Annotated in this window: 23 protein-coding genes; 13 read left to right on the top strand and 10 right to left on the bottom strand. The window is 64.1% G+C overall.

Annotation, left to right across the window (positions count from 1 at the left end; translation table 11 throughout):
• The first annotated feature begins 5 nt into the window (after positions 1-5).
• On the top strand, positions 6-1,319 hold the full coding sequence (locus OJJ21_RS23800) for an ATP-binding protein (protein WP_297690443.1): 1,314 nt from the start codon (positions 6-8) through the stop codon (positions 1,317-1,319).
• Between the two features lie 36 nt (positions 1,320-1,355).
• Here OJJ21_RS23800 and OJJ21_RS23795 read toward each other — a convergent pair whose 3' ends face one another.
• The 7 genes from OJJ21_RS23795 to OJJ21_RS23765 all read right to left on the bottom strand — a co-directional run bounded on the left by OJJ21_RS23795 (position 1,356) and on the right by OJJ21_RS23765 (position 5,569).
• Positions 1,356-1,769, bottom strand: a complete 414-nt coding sequence (locus OJJ21_RS23795; protein ID WP_297690442.1) for a DUF2914 domain-containing protein — start codon at positions 1,767-1,769, stop codon at positions 1,356-1,358.
• Between the two features lie 74 nt (positions 1,770-1,843).
• The gene (locus tag OJJ21_RS23790; RefSeq protein WP_297690441.1) at positions 1,844-2,182 is read right to left on the bottom strand and encodes a tRNA-binding protein; all 339 of its coding nucleotides are present in this window, start codon (positions 2,180-2,182) and stop codon (positions 1,844-1,846) included.
• Between the two features lie 127 nt (positions 2,183-2,309).
• Positions 2,310-2,741 carry a TIGR01841 family phasin gene (gene phaP, locus OJJ21_RS23785; RefSeq protein ID WP_297690440.1) on the bottom strand — a complete coding sequence of 144 codons (432 nt, stop codon included), beginning with the start codon at positions 2,739-2,741 and terminating at the stop codon, positions 2,310-2,312.
• Positions 2,742-2,856: 115 nt separating this feature from the next.
• The gene (locus tag OJJ21_RS23780; protein ID WP_297690439.1) at positions 2,857-3,540 is read right to left on the bottom strand and encodes a TetR family transcriptional regulator; all 684 of its coding nucleotides are present in this window, start codon (positions 3,538-3,540) and stop codon (positions 2,857-2,859) included.
• 65 nt (positions 3,541-3,605) lie between these two features.
• Positions 3,606-4,406, bottom strand: a complete 801-nt coding sequence (proC, locus tag OJJ21_RS23775; protein WP_297690438.1) for a pyrroline-5-carboxylate reductase — start codon at positions 4,404-4,406, stop codon at positions 3,606-3,608.
• A gap of 141 nt (positions 4,407-4,547) precedes the next feature.
• Positions 4,548-5,051, bottom strand: coding sequence for a YbjN domain-containing protein (locus tag OJJ21_RS23770; protein WP_297690437.1), 504 nt, complete (start codon positions 5,049-5,051; stop codon positions 4,548-4,550).
• A gap of 251 nt (positions 5,052-5,302) precedes the next feature.
• The gene (locus OJJ21_RS23765; protein WP_297690436.1) at positions 5,303-5,569 is read right to left on the bottom strand and encodes an accessory factor UbiK family protein; all 267 of its coding nucleotides are present in this window, start codon (positions 5,567-5,569) and stop codon (positions 5,303-5,305) included.
• A 226-nt stretch (positions 5,570-5,795) separates the two neighbouring features.
• On the opposite strand from OJJ21_RS23765, the gene lysS reads away from it, so the two are divergent.
• The 12 genes from lysS to OJJ21_RS23705 all read left to right on the top strand — a co-directional run bounded on the left by lysS (position 5,796) and on the right by OJJ21_RS23705 (position 16,226).
• Positions 5,796-7,340, top strand: coding sequence for a lysine--tRNA ligase (gene lysS / locus OJJ21_RS23760; protein WP_297690435.1), 1,545 nt, complete (start codon positions 5,796-5,798; stop codon positions 7,338-7,340).
• Positions 7,340-8,155, top strand: coding sequence for a prolipoprotein diacylglyceryl transferase (gene lgt, locus OJJ21_RS23755; protein WP_297690458.1), 816 nt, complete (start codon positions 7,340-7,342; stop codon positions 8,153-8,155). The genes lysS and lgt overlap by 1 nt, the downstream gene beginning before the upstream one ends.
• Positions 8,128-9,243: an SAM-dependent methyltransferase gene (locus OJJ21_RS23750; RefSeq protein ID WP_297690434.1), complete on the top strand. Its 1,116-nt coding sequence runs from the start codon at positions 8,128-8,130 to the stop codon at positions 9,241-9,243. The genes lgt and OJJ21_RS23750 overlap by 28 nt, the downstream gene beginning before the upstream one ends.
• A complete protein-coding gene (gene pgeF / locus OJJ21_RS23745; RefSeq protein WP_297690433.1) occupies positions 9,240-10,022 on the top strand; it encodes a peptidoglycan editing factor PgeF in 783 nt (260 codons plus the stop codon). The genes OJJ21_RS23750 and pgeF overlap by 4 nt, the downstream gene beginning before the upstream one ends.
• 107 nt (positions 10,023-10,129) lie before the next feature.
• Complete coding sequence (locus OJJ21_RS23740; protein ID WP_297690432.1) at positions 10,130-10,966, top strand: hypothetical protein; 837 nt, start codon at positions 10,130-10,132, stop codon at positions 10,964-10,966.
• Positions 10,967-11,062: 96 nt separating this feature from the next.
• Positions 11,063-11,995: a ribose-phosphate pyrophosphokinase gene (locus OJJ21_RS23735; protein WP_297690431.1), complete on the top strand. Its 933-nt coding sequence runs from the start codon at positions 11,063-11,065 to the stop codon at positions 11,993-11,995.
• Between the two features lie 93 nt (positions 11,996-12,088).
• Entirely contained in the window at positions 12,089-12,790 is a 702-nt protein-coding gene (locus OJJ21_RS23730; RefSeq protein ID WP_297690430.1) for a 50S ribosomal protein L25/general stress protein Ctc, read from the top strand.
• A 76-nt stretch (positions 12,791-12,866) separates the two neighbouring features.
• Complete coding sequence (gene pth / locus OJJ21_RS23725; RefSeq protein ID WP_297690429.1) at positions 12,867-13,505, top strand: aminoacyl-tRNA hydrolase; 639 nt, start codon at positions 12,867-12,869, stop codon at positions 13,503-13,505.
• 1 nt (position 13,506) lies between these two features.
• Positions 13,507-14,607, top strand: a complete 1,101-nt coding sequence (gene ychF, locus OJJ21_RS23720; RefSeq protein WP_297690428.1) for a redox-regulated ATPase YchF — start codon at positions 13,507-13,509, stop codon at positions 14,605-14,607.
• Positions 14,608-14,631: 24 nt separating this feature from the next.
• Complete coding sequence (locus tag OJJ21_RS23715) at positions 14,632-15,087, top strand: MaoC family dehydratase (RefSeq protein WP_297690427.1); 456 nt, start codon at positions 14,632-14,634, stop codon at positions 15,085-15,087.
• Between the two features lie 10 nt (positions 15,088-15,097).
• Complete coding sequence (locus OJJ21_RS23710; RefSeq protein WP_297690426.1) at positions 15,098-15,550, top strand: MaoC family dehydratase; 453 nt, start codon at positions 15,098-15,100, stop codon at positions 15,548-15,550.
• 10 nt (positions 15,551-15,560) lie between these two features.
• Positions 15,561-16,226: a dienelactone hydrolase family protein gene (locus OJJ21_RS23705; RefSeq protein WP_297690425.1), complete on the top strand. Its 666-nt coding sequence runs from the start codon at positions 15,561-15,563 to the stop codon at positions 16,224-16,226.
• A 9-nt stretch (positions 16,227-16,235) separates the two neighbouring features.
• On the opposite strand, the gene OJJ21_RS23700 is transcribed toward OJJ21_RS23705, so the two are convergent.
• The 3 genes from OJJ21_RS23700 to OJJ21_RS23690 are packed head-to-tail and all read right to left on the bottom strand — an operon-like array spanning position 16,236 to position 18,535.
• Entirely contained in the window at positions 16,236-17,090 is an 855-nt protein-coding gene (locus OJJ21_RS23700; RefSeq protein ID WP_297690424.1) for a VOC family protein, read from the bottom strand.
• Positions 17,091-17,105: 15 nt separating this feature from the next.
• Positions 17,106-17,636, bottom strand: coding sequence for an adenine phosphoribosyltransferase (locus tag OJJ21_RS23695; protein ID WP_297690423.1), 531 nt, complete (start codon positions 17,634-17,636; stop codon positions 17,106-17,108).
• 11 nt (positions 17,637-17,647) lie between these two features.
• Positions 17,648-18,535, bottom strand: coding sequence for an S-methyl-5'-thioadenosine phosphorylase (locus OJJ21_RS23690; protein ID WP_297690457.1), 888 nt, complete (start codon positions 18,533-18,535; stop codon positions 17,648-17,650).
• Between the last annotated feature and the right edge of the window lie 36 nt (positions 18,536-18,571).

Genomic DNA, 18,571 nt, shown 5'->3' with positions numbered 1-18,571 from the left:
GCGTCATGATGATGATCAAGCGCCTGCTGCCGCGTAGCCTGTTTGGCCGCTGGCTGCTGCTGCTTGTCGCTCCCGTGGTGGTGCTGCAGGCGCTGCTGACTTACGTCTTTTATGAGCGCCACTGGGATGCGGTGACGCGCCGCCTCGGCCTCGGTCTGGCAGGCGAAATCGCCGTGGTGATCTCGACCCGGGAAGATAACCGCGATCCATCCGTATTGGCCGAATTGGTGCACCGAATGGGCCAGTCGCTGGAGATTGATATCAGTTTCGAACCCAGCGCCGATTTTCCAGCCAATATCCCGACGCCGCGGCGCTATTCGATCCTCGACCGCATGCTGATTCAGGCGCTGAGCGAGCGCGTGTGGCAACCCTATATGATCGACACCCAGCGTAATGACCGCACGGTCGTGATCTATGTAAAGCTGCCCGATGCGCTGATGACGGTGGTGGCGCCGGAGAATCGCATCTTCTCCACCAGCACCTACGCCTTCATGGCCTGGATGGGGGCAGCCTCGATCGTGCTGATGGGCATTGCCGTGCTGTTCCTGCGCAACCAGATCAAGCCGATCCGCAGGCTCGCCGAGGCCGCGGATGCCTTCGGCAAGGGCCGCGAGATTGCCGATTTCCGCCCCACCGGCGCCGAGGAAGTGCGCGCTGCGGCGCGCGCCTTCCTGGCCATGCGCGACCGCATCCGGCGCCATATCCGCGAACGCACCGACATGCTGGCCGGCGTCAGCCACGATCTGCGCACACCGCTCACCCGCATGAAGCTGCAACTGTCGCTGATGCCGCAGGATCCGGAACTGGATGAACTGAAACGCGACATCGACGAAATGGAGAAAATGGTCGGCGCCTATCTGGCCTTCGCCCGCGGCCAGAGCGAGCAGCCGGCCGAGCCGACCGACCTTGCCAATCTGCTGAACGAACTGGCCGATGATGTGCGACGGCGCGGGCGCGAGTTGCAGATCGAGATCGGCTCCAGTTTCACGCTGCCGCTGCGCCGCCTGAGCTTCAAGCGCGCCATGGCGAATTTGATCGAGAATGCCCTGCGGTTCGGGCGGCATGTCCGCCTTAGCGTGATCCGGCATGCCAATCGCGTGGAAATCCGCATTGAAGACGATGGCCCCGGGCTGCCTGAAAAGGAACGCCACAAGGTTTTCCGGCCCTTCTACCGCCTCGACCAGGCCCGGCATGGCAGCGGCAATGTCGGCCTCGGCCTGACCATCGCCCGCGATGCCGTATTGGCCCATGGCGGCGAGATCGCCCTGGGTGAATCCCCGATGGGCGGCCTGATGGTCACGATCAGATTGCCGATCTGACGATCAGGGAGCAGTTTGCCGATCGGGCGACCGGCGTCAGTTCTGGGTCGGCTTCGGCGGTGGCTCGGCGACGCTGAAGCGGCGCTCGGCCTGCAGGCGACCATCGCTGTCCTTCAGCTGCAACACCCACTCGCCCGGAAAGATGCGTGACTGCGACCAAATGCGCCAGTTGCGACTGACATCGACGCGCGCCTTGGAACGGCCGACCTCCTGATCGTTACGCACCCAGTGAAACCAGAAGGTTTCGCCGGCACGCACCTGCGTGCAATCGAGCCGGGCGAAGCCATAGGCCCGCTCGGTCCCGACCGGATAATTGCCTTCGACCACACCCTGCGGCTCAAGATTGCTGACCAGACCGGTCAGCACGAATTGCCGCACGACGCAATCATGGTCCTGCGCTGCCGCGCTGCCGCTGCCGGCAGCGACTGCAACAGTCAGAATGAGGGGCATGAAAAATATGAAACGCATTTTTTTTATCATTGGGCTGGTTCCTGGCCGGATTGTCGGCTGAGGCCAAGGTTCGGTCAATACATTCGGCCGCCATTGGGAACCACCAGGTCCGGACCGAGCAATACGACCTGGCCATCCGAATCAGGCAGGCCGAGTACAAGAATTTCCGACATGAACGACCCGATCTGCCGCGGCGGAAAATTGACCACGGCGATAACCTGCCGGCCGATCAGAGCTTCGGGCGTGTAGTGGCGGGTGATCTGCGCTGAGGATTTCTTCACCCCCAGGGGCGAGCCGAAATCGACCCAGAGTTTGATCGCCGGCTTGCGCGCTTCGGGAAACGGCTCGGCGCGGATCACCGTACCGACGCGAATATCGACCTTGTGAAAATCATCGAATGCAATCTCGGCCATTGGGGCCTCCTCATCGACGAGTACCTGGCTGTAGTCAGGCGGACAAAAAGAAACGGGCGGAGTTTTTACTCCGCCCGTCTGCCATCTGGCAAATCGTCTGCCAGTTGCCGTTACCGCATCCGCAGTCTTACTTCGCGGTCGGAATGTGCTTCTTCAGCTCTTCCATGTTTTCCTTCAGGCGCTGATTGATCACCGCGAAGGCCTCGGTATTGGTCTGGGTCATCATTTCGGACAGCTCGCGCAGATTGGCGAGCGCCTTCTCGGCCGCCTGACGCATCAGTTCTGCCTGCTTGGCCGGGTTGATGTCGCTGGCGCTGCTCGGGGTCACGCCTTTCAGCATGCTGGCGAACTCTTCCATATTCTCCTTGAAGATCTCGCCCTGACGCTTGGCCAGCGCCTGGTAGCCTTCATAGGCGCGCTTATTGGCCGCGGTCAGCGCCTCGATATTCTTCTGCTGGGTCGCCGCCAGCGAGGCCGGATCGATGCCGGGCAGCTTCAGGTCGGCGAACATCTTGCTGAGGTCGAAACTGGCAAACGGATTCTCGGTGGTCTTGCTCATTTTTGGCTCCCGGGCGTCTGATTTGGTAGGGGGTAATGACGCCGGGCAAGGTATCGGGGTCGGACCGCGGCGTCAATGAAATTTTGTGCAGTGCACAATAATATTTAACAATCACTTACGAGCGATTTGCAGCTCTTTCTCGCATATGCGAGATCGGTCCGCGGGCAGTCAGCCAGCGCAGGCCCTGCTCCAGCCGCTTGTCGAGATGGGCCATCGTCGCGGCCAGGTCGGCGCTGTCATCCTTGAGCCAAACGCGCAGGGTGTCGAGATATATTCCGCCGAGCAGCTTCCGCCGCATCATCCCCGGGAACCCGCCTGCATCCAGCTCAGCGGTCGCCAGCATCCAGTCCAGGCCCGGTGCCAGACCACGCTGAAGAAAACAGGCCAGGGCCAGGGGATCGGCGGGCAATTCGCGCAGCAGAACCCGAATGGCGGCCTTGTGCGGCGCCAGGGCATCGAAACGGGCCATGACGGCCTCGAACAGCCGGTCCTTGATCCCGGCGGCATCCCCCGGCGCGGCAACCGGCCGCCCCAGAGCCGCCAGCATGGCAGCATCGATGTGATGCGCGTAGGCCGCCAGCAGGTCGGTTTTTGAGCGATACCGGCCGTAAAGCTCGCTCAGCGGCAGACCGCTGGCCTCGGCGATCCGGCCCAAGGTGGTGGCGCGCCAGCCCTGCTCTGCAACCAGGGTCAGCATGGCATCCACGGGATCGGCAGCGGCCGGGCCCCCGGCCGCAGGCTTGCGGGCCGCCTTCGGCCTGGTCGTCCGCTTCTTGCCCTGTTTGTCATCCTGGGCCATCGCAGCCTCCTCGATCGGTATTCCCTAATCTGGGAGCGCGATCAGGCCATGGCAAGGCCGAAGGATCAGCCGGCCAGCTCGCGCGAACGTTTGGTCGCTGCCGCAATGGCGCGCTGCATCAGCGGACCGAGGCCGTCGCCGGCCATCAGCACATCGAGGGCGGCCTGCGTGGTGCCATTGGGACTGGTGACATTCTTGCGCAACTGCTCCGGACTATCGACACTCTGCTTCATCAGGGCACCCGACCCGATCACCGTGGCCCGCGCCAGTCGCGCCGCCAGATCGGCGGGCAGCCCGGCCGCCGCACCGGCTGCGGCCATGCATTCGGTCAGCCAGAAGACATAGGCCGGACCCGAGCCGGAAACTGCCGTCACCGCATCGATCAGGCCTTCATCCTCGACCCAGCCGACCTCACCGACAGCCGAGAGCAGGCTTTCGCAGAACTTGCGCTGCGTGGCGCTGACCGCCGGATTGGCGCAGGCAATGGTGATCCCCTCACCCACCGCTGCCGGCGTGTTGGGAATGCTGCGCACCACCGCTGCGGAGCCGCCGAGCGAACCGTTCAGAGTGGCGATCGTCTTGCCCGCCGCCACCGACAGGAAACACGCACCCGATCCGGCATAGGCCGCGTAAGCCGGCGCCACCGTGTCCATCACCTGCGGCTTCACCGCCAGCAGCACGAGCGCGGGCTTGAAATCAGCGGGCACAGCCGTCGCATCGGTCACCTGCCGCACGCCGGCAGGCAGACCGGGCACCGGATTGGGTTCGACCACCACGACATCTGCCGCCGCCACACCGCGTTGCAGCCAGCCGACGAGCATCGCACCACCCATTTTGCCGCAGCCAACCAACAGAATGCCGTTCATGCGATGCCTCCGATCCGAACATGCAGGGAATGATGGCTTTTTCTGGCAGAAACGACGAAGGCGGGGAAGCGTCTTAACGCTTCCCCGCCTTCGGGCAGATCATTCGGCCGACGGCAAGCCGGCCGGATCAGGCAATGCCGTTCAGGCTTCGCCCATGCATTCGAACATTGCGGCCGCCACCGCATCTTCCGGCGTGCGCCCGCCCCAGACCAGGAACTGGAAGGCCGGATAGAAGCGTTCGCATTCCGACAGGCCGATTTCCATCAGATCCTCGATCTGCTCGGTGGTGGCGCCCAGGCCGCCGCGCAGCAGCAGGGCCTGGCGGAACACCACCATGCCCTCCTCGATCCAGTAGTCGAAATGGCCGATCAGCGCCTTCTCGTTCACATAGGCCAGCAGGGAATGCAGGTCACGGCGGCGATTGGACGGCACCTTCATGTCGAAGGCGCAGGTGAAGCTCAACGCGCCCAGCTCCTCGCGCCAGGAAAACCACATCTGATGTTCGCAGTAACGACCGGAAACGCCAACGGTGAGTTCGTCCTGACCCTGGCGGTCGAACGGCCATTCATGCTCACCGACAATCTGTTCCACAAGGTCGAGCGGGTTGAGACGCCCAGTGGTCTCGCTTTCGATCAGAGTCCGCATGCGTTAACGCTCCCCCTTGCGGCAGGCCGGTTCTCGGCTGGGTAACCTGGAATGGCTCATCTGGCTGGGAATTTGGCCCCATGAGGCGACAGCATCGGCCTTGGCCGAGAATGCCCCCAACGCCTCGGCTGACCATATATATAGGTGTCGCGAAACAGGACGCACCATAGATTTAGAGTATGCGGGGGGCATGTGGGGTGCAAGAACAGATTTAGGAAAAATTCATGAAATTCGCCTGATCCGGGCTTGGGTTAGGCCGGATCGGCGAATCCGGCGTTCTGCTTGGATTCGAGCGCGGCGAGCCGTTCGGCAAGCCGGATATTCTCTTCCCGCGCCGCTTCGGCCATCGCTTTGACGGCCTCGAATTCCTCGCGGCTGACCAGTTCCATATCGGTCAGCGCCCGTTCCAGCCGCTGGCGGAAGGCCTGTTCCACCTCGCCCTTCACACCCTGCAGGGCACCGAGGGCACCGGTGGCGATGCGGCTGAGATCGTCGAGCAGGCGGTTATCGGTCTGCATGGCGCGACTCCAAGCGGGAAATCCTTATCCGATATGGCCGTGCCACAGGCTGCCCGCAAGCGCTGCAGACAGGCCGGAACAGCCTTTTCCACAGCTATTCCGCCGCGACTCCGGCCTGTCCACAGGTTAGTGCGGTCCCCGTGCGGATTGTGCCCGAGCGGTTGGAAAGCCGGGGGTCGGGTGCTAGGGTCCGGCCCCATATTTCCGTTCTGCCAAGCGAAGTGCCGTGACCAATCAGCCCCCTGTCCAAGCTGCGCCGGATGCCTCCGGCGAACGCGCCAACCGCGAAGCCAAGCTGCAGCACCTGCGCCAGCTCGGGCTCGATCCTTATCTGGCGCCGAAATTTCCCAAATCGCACAAGAATACGGCGGTGCATGAGGCTTTCGCGCATCTGCAGCCCGACGAGCGCACCGAGCTGACTGTGGCTGTCGCCGGCCGCGTGATGGCGATCCGCAACAGCGGCATGTTCATCGATCTGGTCGATGACACCGTGAAGCTGCAGATTTATACCGGCAAGGAAGACGTGCAGGGCCGTTTCGCCACGGTGATGAAAGCGCTCGATCTGGGCGACATCATCGGCGTGCGCGGCACCGTCCGCCGCACCAAGCGCGGCGAGATCACGGTGGATACCACCGAGATCGTCGTGCTGGCCAAGGCACTGGAGCCGCCGCCGGAAAAGTGGCACGGCCTAAAGAATGTGGAGCAGCGCTACCGCCATCGCGAATACGACCTGATCGGCAATGATGAGAGTCGCCAGACCCTGCGCACGCGCTTCCGCGTGATCCAGTCGGTGCGCAACTTCCTCAGCGGCGAAGGCTTCCTCGAGGTCGAGACGCCGATGCTGCACAGCATTCCCGGCGGCGCCATCGCCCGCCCCTTCATCACGCACCACAATGCGCTGGATATCCCGCTCTACATGCGCATCGCGCCCGAACTGCATCTCAAGCGGCTGGTAATCGGCGGCCTGAGCGAGAAGGTGTTCGAGATCAACCGCTGTTTCCGCAACGAAGGCATCTCGCCGCGCCACAATCCTGAATTCACCACCATGGAACTCTATCAGGCCTATGCCGATTATGAGGACATGATGGATATCGCCGAACGCACCATTGCCCAGGCGGCGATCACCGCCACCGGCGGCACCAGGGTGAAGTTCGGCGAGCACGAGATCGATTTCACGCCACCGTTCCGCCGCGCCACCATGCTCGGCCTGATCGAGGAACACGGCAAGGTGAAGCTGGAGGGCCTGGACGATGCGCAGGCCCGCGATGCCGCGAAGCAGGTTGGCGTCGCCATCGCCCCCGGCGCCAGCTGGGGCAAGGTGGTGGAAGCCTGCTTCGAGCATTTCGTCGAGCCCAACCTGATCCAGCCGACCCATGTGGTAGCTCTGCCCAAGGCGATCTCGCCGCTGGCCAAGGCCAACCATGCCAATCCGGCGATTGCCGAACGCTTTGAAACCTTCTGCAACACCTGGGAAATCGCCAATGCGTTTTCCGAGCTGGCCGATCCGCAGGAACAGCGGGCCCGTTTCGAGGATCAGCAAAGCCAGCGCGACGGCGGCGACGATGAGGCGCATCGCATCGACGAAGATTTCCTGAAAGCCCAGTCTGCCGGCATGATGCCGATGGGCGGCCTCGGCATTGGCATCGACCGCCTGGCGATGCTGCTGACCAATTCGCCGACCATCCGCGAAGTGATCGCCTTCCCCACCCTGCGCCCCCGCTCTGAAGACCAGGGTGCTGAGGGCGTAGCCGACGACGCGGCGGAAGTATGATGCTGTTCACCACGCTGCCGGCGCTGGCTTTCCCGATCATCGATCCGGTGATCTTTGCCGTCGGGCCATTTGCCATACGCTGGTATGCCCTGGCCTATATCGTCGGCCTCGTCGCCGGCTGGCGCATGGCGATGCGGATTGCCGTCCGCCCGGACAGCCTGGTGACCTCCACACAGGTCGACGGCTTCCTGCTCTGGGCCACGCTGGGCGTCGTGCTCGGCGGCCGCCTCGGCTATGTGCTGTTCTACAATCTCGATTCTTACCTGCAGCATCCGGTGGATATCCTGGCTGTCTGGCAGGGCGGCATGTCCTTCCATGGCGGCATGCTCGGCGTAATCCTGGCCATGCTGGCCTATTGCCGGCTCAGCGGTATCCGCTTCCTCGCCTTCACCGATGTGATCGCCTGCGTCACGCCGATCGGGCTATTCTTCGGCCGCATCGCAAATTTCATCAATGGCGAATTGTGGGGCCGTGTCGCGCCCGATGTCGCCTGGGCCATGGCCTTCCCGACCGGCGGGCCGGTTCCGCGCCATCCCAGCCAGCTCTATCAGGCGGCGATGGAGGGCTTGCTGCTGTTCCTGCTGCTCAACCTGCTGCGCTGGAACAGCCGGGTCATGGATAAGCCGGGCACAATCTCGGGCGTGTTTCTGATCGGCTACGGCATAGCCCGCATCGTGGGTGAGCTGTTCCGCGAGCCGGATGCGCAGATCGGCTATCTGATCGGCGGCACCACGATGGGGCAGTGGCTGTCGCTGCCGATGGTGCTCTTCGGCATTGGAGTGGTGTGGTGGTCGCGGCGGCAACCGGCGGCGTAAAGGCCGCACCGCTGCTGGATATCCTGCGCCGGCGCATCGCGGCGGAAGGCCCGATCACCGTCACGGCCTATATGGCCGACTGCCTGCTGCATCCCGAACATGGTTATTACCGCAGCCAGGAAGCCATCGGCCTGCATGGCGACTTCATCACCGCGCCGGAAATCAGCCAGATGTTCGGTGAGCTGCTCGGCCTGTGGGCGGCGGATTACTGGCAGCGTATGGGCGCGCCGGCCCAATGCTACCTGGTCGAGCTTGGCCCCGGCCGCGGCACACTGATGCGCGATGCACTGCGCGCCGCCCGCGCCCTGCCCGCCTTCCGCGCCGCGCTGACGCCGGTGCTGGTCGAAGCCTCGGCGCGGCTGCGCGGACTGCAGGCTGCGGCGCTGGAGGGCGAAGGTGCGATCTGGCATGAGCAGATCGCGGCGATCCCGAAGGATGCGCCGCTGCTGTTGCTGGCCAACGAATTCCTCGACGCCCTGCCGGTGCGCCAGTTCCAGCGCGGCGACGATGGCGCCTGGCACGAACGCTGTGTCGGACTCGATGAGGCAACGAACGGCCTGCGCTTCCTGCTCGATCCGCGCGCCCTGCCCTTCGACGATCTGCTGCCGCCGGTGCTACGCGACTCGCCGCCGGGCTCCATCGTGGAATCGAGCCCGCCGGTGCGCGCTGTCGCTGTCGAGGTCGCCGCCCGGCTGAAACACCAGGGCGGCGCCGCGCTGTTCATCGATTACGGCTATGCGAGTGCCGGGGTGGGCGAAACCTTACAGGCCGTCTATCGCCACACCTACGCCGATCCGCTGGAGAATCCCGGCCTCGCCGATCTCACCGCCCATGTCGATTTCGGCTCATTTGCATTGGCCGCGAAACGTGCCGGCGTCACCATATCGGGCCCGGTCGGCCAGGGTGCCTTCCTCAATGCGCTCGGCATCAAGGCACGCGCCGCCAAGCTTCAGCAGGGCAATGGCGCACAGGCCGGCGATGTCGATCAGGCCCTGCGGCGGTTGACCGCTCCGGAAGCCATGGGCACCCTGTTCAAGGTTCTGGCACTGACGCCGCCGGAGTCGCCGCAACCTGCAGGCTTTGCATGACCGTTCTAGTCGCCCATTCGATCGCGCCTGTTACAGCTTCCGGCCTTGCCGGCCTGCCGCATGGTTTCTTTACCCGTCGCGGTGGCGTCTCGACCGGGCTGTATGCGCAGCTCAATTGTGGCCCTGGTTCGTCGGACGATCCGCAGGCGGTGCAGGAAAACCGGCGCCGCGTGGCGGATGCGCTTGGTGCTCCGCATGGCCTGGTCTCGCTGTATCAGGTGCATGGCCGCGATGTCGTGACTGTTGGCGATGACTACGATATTGCCCAGCGCCCCAAAGCCGACGGGCTGGTGACGCGCCGGCACGGCCTCGCATTGGGCATTCTCTCGGCCGACTGCGCCCCGGTGCTGTTTGCCGATGCCGATGCCGGCGTGATCGGTGCCTGCCATGCCGGCTGGCGCGGCGCCCTGGCCGGCGTCACCGATGCGACGATAGAGGCGATGCAGGCGCTGGGCGCCGATCGCAGTCGCATCGTTGCCGCCATCGGTCCCTGCATCGGGCAGGTTTCCTACGAGGTCAGCGCGCCGTTCCGCGATGAATTCCTGGCTGCCGATGCCGGCAATGCCGGCTTTTTCGTCCCCGGCAAACGCGACGGCCATTGGCAATTCGATTTGCCGGGCTATCTGATACAGCGCTTGCAGCGCGCCGGCATCGCGGCTCAGAATCTCGACCTCGACACTTGTGGCGACCCGGACCGGTTTTTCAGCTATCGCCGCATGACGCTGGCCGGAGAGGCCGATTACGGACGCCAGGTCTCGGCCATCGCCCTGCCGCTTTAGATTGATGCCGCATCTGTTTCTGCTTCTGGTCTTTGCAATTCTTTGCCTGATGGTGAGCTGTGTTTTCGGTTAAGCGTCTTTCCCTTCTGGTCGTGGCAGCAGCCATCGTGGCCGCCTGCCAGCCGCTGCCGCAGCCCTTCCAGGCCGACAGCCGCGCCAAGGCCACCGATGCGCTGATCCGCCCGATCGGCGAGGCCAGCCTGCTCGTCCCGCCGGTCGGCGGTCTGCCGGCCGGACCGGATGCCGCCCTGGCCGAAGCGCTGGCCAAGGCGCTGAACGACAAGGACGTGCCGGCCAGCGCCACCGGCCGCAACCGGCTGACCGCCGTGCTGGCCGTGACACTGGAATCGCGCGGCAACGACGCCGCCTGGCGCTGGGACGAACGCCTGCCGGATGGGACGGTGCAGGCAGGCGAAAGCCGGATGCTTGGCATTCCGCCCGCGCGACTGGCGGCTGGCGATGCCACAGCCCTGAAGCAGGCCGCGACAACCATGGCCGAAGCCATCGCCCAGCGGTTGAGCGCCTCCGCCATCGAGGCGGCACAGATTTCGGCTAAACCGGCCACGCTGGCGGTCAAGGAATGCGAAGGCGCCCCCGGCGACGGCAACCGCTCCCTGCGCCAGGCCATGCGCGAATTGCTCATTCTGAACGGCAAAACGCCGCTGCCCGACCCCTCCGGCGCCGATTACGTGATCGGCTGCGCCGTAAAGGTCTGGCAGGACAGCCCGGATTCCGAGCGGGTCACCATCGAGTGGGTCCTCCTGGGTGCCGATGGTGGCCGTCTGGGCGAGGTCAAACAGGCAAATCGCATCCCGCGCGGGCAGCTTTCCCAAGCCTGGGGCAACACCGCCCATATCATTGCCCAGGGCGGCTGGCAGGGCCTGAGCGAGATCATCGAGACCCGACGGCGCTCCAGACCGCTGGTTCCACCCGCAAAATCCTGAAATTATTAGATTTTTCGCGGTTTACAGGGGGCGGCCCGGCGGCTATAGTCCGCGCGGTTTTTCTCCCCTTTCCGGCGCATCCACAGAGCTCAGTCCATGAAGGTTTTGGCGGGTAACTCCAATCGTCCGCTGGCGGAAGCCATTGCGGCCTACCTGTCGGTCCCGCTTGCCAAGGCCAGCGTGCGTCGCTTCTCCGATATGGAGGTTTTCGTCGAAATTCACGAAAACGTCCGCGGCGAAGATGTGTTCGTGATCCAGTCGACTTCCTATCCGGCCAACGACCATCTGATGGAGCTGCTGGTCTGCATCGATGCGCTCAAGCGCTCGTCGGCCCGCCGCATCACCGCCGTGCTGCCCTATTTCGGTTATGCCCGCCAGGATCGCAAACCCGGTCCGCGCACGCCGATCTCGGCCAAACTGGTCGCCAACCTGATCACCGCCGCCGGTGCCAACCGCGTGCTGACGCTGGACCTGCATGCCGGCCAGATCCAGGGCTTCTTCGACATCCCGACCGACAATCTGATGGGCGGCCCGGTGCTGACTGCCGATATCAAGCAGCAGCTGCAGGGCGATGACCTGATGGTGGTGTCGCCCGACGTCGGCGGCGTGGTGCGCGCGCGCAACATCGCCAAGCGCCTGGATGCCGACCTCGCCATCGTCGACAAGCGCCGTGAAAAGGCCGGCGTGTCGGAGGTGATGAACATCATCGGCGACGTCGAAGGCCGCCGTTGCATCCTGGTCGACGACATCGTCGATTCGGCCGGCACGCTATGCAACGCCGCCGAGGCGCTGAAAAAGCACGGCGCCAAATCCGTTTATGCCTATGTGACCCATGGCGTGCTGTCGGGCGGGGCGGTTGCGCGCGTCACCGCCAGCCAGCTCGAAGGCCTGGTCATCACCGACTCGATCCTGGCGACCGAAGCGGTTCGCCTGGCGCGCAATATCCGCCAGGTGTCGATCGCCCCGCTGATCGGCGAGGCGATGCGGCGCATCAGCGAGGAGACTTCGGTCTCCAGCCTGTTCGATTAAGTTTCAGAGTTTCGGCGCGCGGCACCCCTGGAGGCCGGCGCCGGAAACGGACCTGACATGGTGTCGGGGCCGTATCTAAGCAAGGAGCGCATCATGCGTGACGTAACCACCATCGCCGCCGAGGCGAGGTCGAGGGCCGGCAAGGGGACCGCCCGTGCAACGCGACTGAAGGGTCGCGTGCCGGGGGTCATCTATGGCGAAAAGCAGACCCCGGAACTGATTTCGGTTGAAAGCCGCGAGCTGCTGAAGGAGATGCACAAGGGCAGCTTCTTCTCGCGCCTGTTCACCATTGCCGTCGGCAGCAAGACCGAGCGCGTCCTGGCGCGCGACGTGCAGCTCGACCCGGTCACCGACCGGCCGATCCACGTCGACTTCCAGCGCATCGGCAAGGACTCGAAGGTCCGCATCTTCATCCCCGTGCATTTCCTCGAGCAGGATCAGTGCCCGGGCCTGAAGAAGGGCGGCGTGCTGAATATCGTGCGCCACGAGGTCGAGTTCTTCGTGCAGCCGGACACCATTCCGGAAAGCATCTCGATCAGCCTGGCCGGCATGGATATCGGCCACTCGATCCATATTTCTGCCTTCGATCTGCCCAATGGCATCAAGGCGGTGATCCAGGATCGCGACTTCACGGTGGCGACCATCGCGGCGCCGACCAAGGAAGATGAAACCGCGCCGAAGGCCGAGGCTGCTGCCGCTCCGGCGGCGGGCGCTGCGGCTCCGGCCGCGGGTGCCAAGGCGGCTCCGGCTGCTGCGGCGGCCAAGCCGGCTGCCAAGCCGGCGGCGAAGAAGTAACGCTTACCCGGCTGACGGCGCATCGCTGGTGCGCCGTCAGCTGCTTCTCTCTTCCTCTGCCGGACGCTGAACCGTCATGCTGCTTCTCGTCGGACTGGGCAACCCGGGCAGCGAACACAAGCGGCAGCGCCACAATGTCGGCTTCATGGCTGCCGATGCCATCGCCGACCGCCATAATTTCCAGCCGTTCAAGAAGCGCTTCCACGGCGAGGTCGCCGAGGGCGTACTGGACGGCATCAAGACTCTGCTGCTCAAGCCGCTCACCTACATGAACCTGTCGGGCAAGTCGGTCGGCGAGGCGGCGCATTTCTACAAGCTGCCGCCGGCCCAGGTGGTGGTGATGCATGACGAGCTGGATTTGGCGGCTGGCAAGATTCGCATCAAGACCGGCGGTGGCCATGCCGGCCATAACGGCCTGCGCTCGATCGATGCCAGCATCGGCCCGGACTATCGGCGGCTGCGCATCGGCATCGGTCATCCCGGCAAGGATCGCGTGCTGGGCTATGTGCTGCAGAATTTCCATATGGACGAGCATCTGTGGCTCGATCCGCTGCTGGATGCCATGGCCCGCGAGGCCGGCTATCTGGCCCGTAATGACGACGCCGGCTTCATGACCAAGGTGGCGCTGCTGCTGCAGCCTCCCAAGGTTGAGAAGCCCAGGCCGGACAAGCCCGCTCCGGTAAAGACCAACAAGACAGACTCAAAGGACGCGTAACATGGGTTTCAAATGCGGCATTGTCGGCCTGCCCAATGTCGGCAAGTCGACGCTGTTCAATGCGCTGACGCAGACCGCCGCCGCGCAGGCAGCCAATTATCCCTTCTGCACCATCGAGCCGAATACCGGCCTGGTCGGCGTACCGGATGAGCGGCTGGATGTGCTGGCCGGAATCGCCGGTTCGCAGAAGATCATCCCGACGCAGCTCACCTTCGTCGATATCGCGGGCCTGGTGCGCGGCGCCTCCAAGGGCGAGGGACTGGGCAATCAGTTCCTCGCCCATATCCGCGAAGTGGATGCGATCTGCCATGTGCTGCGCTGTTTCGAAGATGGCGACATCACCCATGTCGAGGGCAAGGTCGATCCGATTGCCGATGCCGAGACGGTCGAGACCGAACTGATGCTGTCGGACCTCGAAAGCCTGGAGCGCCGGGTGGACCAGACTGCCAAGCGCGCCAAGCAGGGCAACGAGGAAGAGAAAGCCCGCCTTGCCGTGATGGAAAAGGTGCTGGCGGCGCTACGCGAGGGCAGGCCGGCACGGACCGTGGTGCCGACCGACGACGAGAAAAAACTCTATGCCGAGCTGATGCTGATTACCTCGAAGCCGGTCCTCTATGTCTGCAATGTCGAGGAAGCTTCCGCTGCGGAAGGCAATGCCTTCTCCGAGCGGGTGAAGGCCAAGGCCGCCGCCGAGGGTGCCGCCATGGTGGTAATATCCGCAGCGATCGAATCCGAAGTGGCGCAGCTGGACAGCGACGAGGAGAAGACCGCCTTCCTGGCCGATCTCGGCCTGAAGGAAACCGGCCTCACCCGCGTGATCCGCGCCGGCTACGGCCTGCTCGGCCTGCTCACCTTCTTCACGGTCGGGCCGAAGGAAGCCCGTGCCTGGACCGTGCGCAAGGGCGCCAGGGCCCCGGAAGCCGCCGGCGTGATCCATACCGATTTCGAGAAGGGCTTCATCCGGGCCGAAACCATCGCATACAATGATTATGTCGCCGGAAAAGGCGAAGCCGGTGCCCGCGATGCCGGAAAATTGCGACTGGAAGGCAAGGATTACATCGTGCAGGATGGCGATGTGATGCATTTCCGGTTCAATACATAGACCAGAATCAAATCTGGGGCTGCGATGAAATATCTGGAGGATTTCGCCGTCGGGCAGGTGATGGACTTCCCGCCCCGCACGGTAAGCGAAGACGAAATCATCGCCTTTGCGCGAGATTATGATCCGCAGCCTTTCCATCTCGACAAGGAGGCCGCCAGGCAGTCGCTGTTTGGCGGTCTTTGCGCATCCGGCTGGCACACCGCCGGCCTGATGATGCGCATGCTGGTCGACAACATGATCGGCAAATATGCCAGCATGGGCTCGCCCGGCGTCGACCAGCTGCGCTGGGTCAAGCCGGTCTTCCCTGGCGATACCCTGCATCTGAAGGGCGAAGTGATCGACGTGAAGCCGTCGCAATCCAAGCCCGACCGCGGCGTGATCACTTCACGCTATGAGATGAAGAACCAGAAGGGCGAAACCGTGCTGACCATGCAGGCCAAGGGCATGTATGCCCGCCGACCGGTTCAGGCCACGGCCTGAGGAAGCGACGATGCAGTATTTCGAGGATATCGAGATCGGCGCCGCCCGGGACATCGGCAGCCACACCTTCACCGAACAGGCGATTATTGCTTTCGCCCGCCAGTTCGATCCGCAGCCGTTCCATATCGATCCGGAAGCGGCGAAGAAATCCGCTTTCGGCGGCCTGATTGCCTCCGGCTGGCATACGGCCTCCACGGTGATGCGCATGATCGTCGATTCCGCCGTGGAACTCGATGCCAGCCTTGGCTCGCCGGGTTTCGACGACCTCGCCTGGCTGAAGCCGGTACGGCCCGGCGACACCCTTCACGGCCGCATGACCTGCATCGACAAGACGCCGTCGCGCAGCCGGCCGGGCATCGGCTCGGGCCGCTTCCTGATCGAGGCCTTCAACCAGAAAGACGAACTCGTGATGCGCTACACCAGCATCGGCATCATGCGTTTCCGCAAGCCACCGAGCCCGTAAGGAGCCTGCCATGGGTGCCATGACCAGCCTGACCGCCGCCGACGGACATCGCCTCGCTGCCTACACCGCCGAGCCGAAAGGCACGCCGAAAGGCGGCGTGGTGGTGATCCAGGAGATTTTCGGCGTCAACGGCCATATCAGGGCGGTAACCGACGGCTATGCCGCCGATGGCTATTACGCCGTTGCGCCGGCGCTGTTCGATCGCGTCCAGGCCAATGTCGACCTCGGCTACAGCGCCGAAGATGTGGCCGCCGGCCGCGATATCCGCGGCAGGATGGCCTGGGACACGGTGATGAAGGACGTCACTGTCGCCTTCGCCCTCGCCTCCGGGGCCGGCCGCGTCGGCACCGTGGGCTATTGCTACGGCGGCGGGGTAACCTGGAAGATGGCCACTTCCCTGCCCGGCCTCGCGGCCTCGGTGGGCTATTACGGCGGACCCTGGGGCGAGTTGAAGGACGAGGCGCCGAAGGCGCCCTGCCTGCTGCATTTCGGCGCACTGGACAAGATGATCCCGACCGCGCTCGCCGACGAGATGAAAGCGCTGCACCCGAGCATCACCACGCATGTCTACGATGCCGATCACGGTTTCAACTGCGACCAGCGCGCGACATACAATGCCGCCGCCGCCGTGACAGCACGGCGCCGCACCCTGGCCTTCTTCGAAGCCCTGCTCTGACCCCGCGGTTTAAGCCCGGCTGCTGAATTCCAGGAAGCAGCCATTGGCGGCCGAGGCTGGCACCAGCACGGTGCCGTCCAGGCTGCGCGCATGTTCGATACCGGCGGCCTTGAAATAAGCGGCGGCAGCCTCGGTGTTATGCACGCGGAAACGCAGGCCGGCGACATAGGGTGTCGGCCGCGCCGGATGATCGATATCGGGGAACAGCGTATCAAGGTCATCGGGCGTGACGAACAGAATCGTCTCGCTGCCAGTGCGCACGGCCACCATGCGATCAGTGCGCACGGCATTGCCGGCGCCGACCAGAGTTTCGTAAGGCAGCTCCAGAACAGGCGGGTTGTCGGTCACGACGATCACACTGCTGATCTGCTCGGCGCCGTTGGGGTGCACCAGCCAGCCCGGCCGGCGCAGCAGTTCAGGCGTCAGATGCTGACACAGGAACATGGAGAGCTGCGGTGTCGCCTCTGGCGGAAGATGCACCAGGCTGAAAGCCGGCAACACTGTGCCTTCGGGCAGTTGCAGCTCGCGCTTCAGATCCTGCGGTGCCGACGGATTCAGGCCCGAGGCCCTGAGCTCGGCGACCGCCGCGGCGGCATCGTCGATGCCGAGCGCCACCTTGTGCACGCCCTCGCCCCTGACCTGCAGCGCCTCTTCCAGCCCGGCGGTATAGCCGCCCGGCTCGGCAACCCCGAGCAGCTCATGATAGGTGCATGAAAACATGATGCAGTAATTGCCGGTCGCCCAGCCGATATGCCGGCCGCGCGGCGTCAGCGTGAAACCGAGCTTCTGCCAGTTGATCCGCGCCGCCTCCAGATCGGTGACGGCCAGAACGGTGTGATCGAGACCGGTAATCCGATGTGCCACGGCCTGCCCCCCGGCTCAGTGCCCGTCAAACTCGCAGAGCGACAGCACCTGCACGCCAAGCGTTTCGAGCCGCTTGCGGCCGCCCAGTTCAGGCAGGTCGACAATAAAGGAGCAGCCGACCACATTGCCCTTATGGGCGCGGATCAGCTTGATCGCGGCTTCCGCTGTACCGCCAGTGGCGATCAGATCGTCGACGATCAGCACGTTTTCGTTCGGCTGGATGGCATCGACATGGATTTCCATCGCATCGGTGCCGTATTCGAGCTGGTATTCCTGCGACATGGTTTTCCAGGGCAGCTTGCCGCGCTTGCGCACCGGCACGAAGCCGATGGAAAGCTGATGCGCGATGGCGCCGCCAAGAATGAAGCCACGCGCCTCGATGCCGACCACCTTGTCGATGCGGGTGCCGGCCAGCGGCTGCACCATCTCGTCGACCGTTTTGCGGAAGCCGCGCGCATCCTGCAGCAGCGTGGTGATGTCGCGGAACATGATTCCCGGCTTCGGATAGTCGGGAATGGCGCGGATCTTTTCCTTGATGCCCTGCATGGCGTCCTTCTTTAAGCCTTGAAGACGCGGCCAGCGACCGCATCGAGTTTCCTGATAACCGCCGGGTCGCGTTTTTCCGGCGCCGTGATCAGTGCCGAATCCAGCACACGGTCGCAACCCTGCGGGCAATGCGCCGGCCGATGCCGCAGATGCGGTACGGCCCTGGCCACCAGAGTCTGGCCCTTCTCGGCATTGTCGAGCAGCACGCGGATCACCGCCGCGACATCGACATGATCGTGATCGGGGTGCCAGCAGTCATAGTCGGTGACCATGGCGACCGAGGCGTAGCAGAGCTCGGCTTCGCGGGCGAGCTTGGCTTCGGGCGCATTGGTCATGCCGATCACATCGCAGCCCCAGCTCTTGTAGAGGAAGCTTTCGGCCTGGGTCGAGAACTGCGGGCCTTCCATGCACAGGTAGGTGCCGCCACGCTGCACGGTGATACCGGCATCTTTTGCGGCGGCTTCGAGCGCGTCGCCGAGACGATGGCAGACCGGATGCGCAGCCGAGACATGGGCGACCAGGCCGGTGCCGAAAAAACTCTTCTGTCGCATGAAGGTGCGATCGATGAACTGGTCGACGATCACGAAGGTTCCCGGTGCCAGATGCTCCTTGAACGAGCCGCAGGCCGAAACCGAGATGACGTCATGGCAACCGACACGCTTGAGCGCATCGATATTGGCGCGATAGTTCACTTCCGACGGCGAATGCACATGGCCGCGGCCATGACGCGGCAGGAAAACCAGTTCGGCGCCGTCCAGACTGCCGAACAGCAGCTCGTCGGAGGGATCACCCCAAGGGGTCGAGACTTTGCGCCATTTGGTATTCTTCAGTCCGGCCATGCCGTAAATGCCGCTGCCGCCCAGCACGCCGATGCGCACCGGGTCGCCGGCCCTGGCAATATGCGGCTTCGGGATACCAGCGGCCTTTGCCACGCC

Source organism: Ferrovibrio sp. (assembly GCF_025869515.1).
Lineage (GTDB): Bacteria > Pseudomonadota > Alphaproteobacteria > Ferrovibrionales > Ferrovibrionaceae > Ferrovibrio.
This window is presented reverse-complemented; position numbering and strand designations above follow the sequence as displayed.

What these genes read in the sequence shown, in the direction of transcription:
- OJJ21_RS23800 (WP_297690443.1), top strand. Translation starts at nt 6, where the DNA reads ATGATGATGATCAAGCGCCTGCTGCCGCGTAGCCTGTTTGGCCGCTGG.
- OJJ21_RS23795 (WP_297690442.1), bottom strand. Translation starts at nt 1,769, where the DNA reads ATGCCCCTCATTCTGACTGTTGCAGTCGCTGCCGGCAGCGGCAGCGCG.
- OJJ21_RS23790 (WP_297690441.1), bottom strand. Translation starts at nt 2,182, where the DNA reads ATGGCCGAGATTGCATTCGATGATTTTCACAAGGTCGATATTCGCGTC.
- phaP (WP_297690440.1), bottom strand. Translation starts at nt 2,741, where the DNA reads ATGAGCAAGACCACCGAGAATCCGTTTGCCAGTTTCGACCTCAGCAAG.
- OJJ21_RS23780 (WP_297690439.1), bottom strand. Translation starts at nt 3,540, where the DNA reads ATGGCCCAGGATGACAAACAGGGCAAGAAGCGGACGACCAGGCCGAAG.
- proC (WP_297690438.1), bottom strand. Translation starts at nt 4,406, where the DNA reads ATGAACGGCATTCTGTTGGTTGGCTGCGGCAAAATGGGTGGTGCGATG.
- OJJ21_RS23770 (WP_297690437.1), bottom strand. Translation starts at nt 5,051, where the DNA reads ATGCGGACTCTGATCGAAAGCGAGACCACTGGGCGTCTCAACCCGCTC.
- OJJ21_RS23765 (WP_297690436.1), bottom strand. Translation starts at nt 5,569, where the DNA reads ATGCAGACCGATAACCGCCTGCTCGACGATCTCAGCCGCATCGCCACC.
- lgt (WP_297690458.1), top strand. Translation starts at nt 7,340, where the DNA reads ATGCTGTTCACCACGCTGCCGGCGCTGGCTTTCCCGATCATCGATCCG.
- pgeF (WP_297690433.1), top strand. Translation starts at nt 9,240, where the DNA reads ATGACCGTTCTAGTCGCCCATTCGATCGCGCCTGTTACAGCTTCCGGC.
- OJJ21_RS23735 (WP_297690431.1), top strand. Translation starts at nt 11,063, where the DNA reads ATGAAGGTTTTGGCGGGTAACTCCAATCGTCCGCTGGCGGAAGCCATT.
- OJJ21_RS23730 (WP_297690430.1), top strand. Translation starts at nt 12,089, where the DNA reads ATGCGTGACGTAACCACCATCGCCGCCGAGGCGAGGTCGAGGGCCGGC.
- pth (WP_297690429.1), top strand. Translation starts at nt 12,867, where the DNA reads ATGCTGCTTCTCGTCGGACTGGGCAACCCGGGCAGCGAACACAAGCGG.
- ychF (WP_297690428.1), top strand. Translation starts at nt 13,507, where the DNA reads ATGGGTTTCAAATGCGGCATTGTCGGCCTGCCCAATGTCGGCAAGTCG.
- OJJ21_RS23715 (WP_297690427.1), top strand. Translation starts at nt 14,632, where the DNA reads ATGAAATATCTGGAGGATTTCGCCGTCGGGCAGGTGATGGACTTCCCG.
- OJJ21_RS23710 (WP_297690426.1), top strand. Translation starts at nt 15,098, where the DNA reads ATGCAGTATTTCGAGGATATCGAGATCGGCGCCGCCCGGGACATCGGC.
- OJJ21_RS23705 (WP_297690425.1), top strand. Translation starts at nt 15,561, where the DNA reads ATGGGTGCCATGACCAGCCTGACCGCCGCCGACGGACATCGCCTCGCT.
- OJJ21_RS23695 (WP_297690423.1), bottom strand. Translation starts at nt 17,636, where the DNA reads ATGCAGGGCATCAAGGAAAAGATCCGCGCCATTCCCGACTATCCGAAG.